An 851-nucleotide genomic window follows, 5' to 3' on the forward strand; every position below is an offset into this window, starting at 1 on the left:
ACTTGCGTGCGCCATACGCCCTGTTCAGGCTCGCTTTCACTGCGGCTGCGGGCCTCATGGCCCTTAACCTTGCTGGTGAAGGTAACTCGTAGGTTCATTATGCAAAAGGCACGCCGTCACTGCAAAAGCAGCTCCGACCGCTTGTAGGCGCATGGTTTCAGGAACTATTTCACTCTTCTTGTCGAAGTGCTTTTCACCTTTCCCTCACGGTACTGGTTCGCTATCGGTCTCATGGGAGTATTTAGCCTTACCGGATGGTCCCGGCAGCTTCGCGCAGGATTTCACGTGTCCCGCGTTACTCAGGATACCGCTATGCCGCTTTGTGCTTCGGATAAGGGGCTTTCACCCGCTACGGCGCCCCTTTCCAGGGAGCTTCTCCTCACACGCCGCGTGCAACGGCGCGGTCCTACAACCCCGGCGATGCGTTGCCACAACGCCGGTTTGGGCTCTTCCCCGTTCGCTCGCCACTACTGGGGGAATCATTAACTTATTTTCTCTTCCTCGGGGTACTAAGATGTTTCAGTTCCCCCGGTTCGCCTCACCGCCTTGTGCGGTGATACCCGCGTATTGCGCGGGTGGGTTGTCCCATTCGGAAATCCGCGGGTCAAGGGTCATTTGCACCTTACCGCGGCTTATCGCAGCTTATCACGTCCTTCATCGCCTCCATGAGCCAAGGCATCCGCCATGCGCCCTTATTTACTTTCTTTACGCCAGCGCACACTTCCAACAAGGGAAGGCGCGCAGCCCATACTTCAGCTGTATCGTCTACATGGACATCAACGTCCACGTGATTCATCACTTTTCTTACAGTCTTGCTTGTGTCAATATGTCAAAGATCTCATGCGCAACAA

The 851-nt window shown here is 55.2% G+C and carries 1 rRNA gene; it reads right to left on the minus strand.

The window, feature by feature from the left end:
* Positions 1-706: ribosomal RNA gene (locus HMPREF0670_RS16875) — 23S ribosomal RNA — on the minus strand; the annotation flags it as partial.
* Positions 707-851: the final 145 nt, after the last annotated feature.

Origin of the sequence: Prevotella sp. oral taxon 317 str. F0108 (assembly GCF_000162415.1) — a bacterium.
GTDB classification, from domain to species: domain Bacteria; phylum Bacteroidota; class Bacteroidia; order Bacteroidales; family Bacteroidaceae; genus Prevotella; species Prevotella conceptionensis.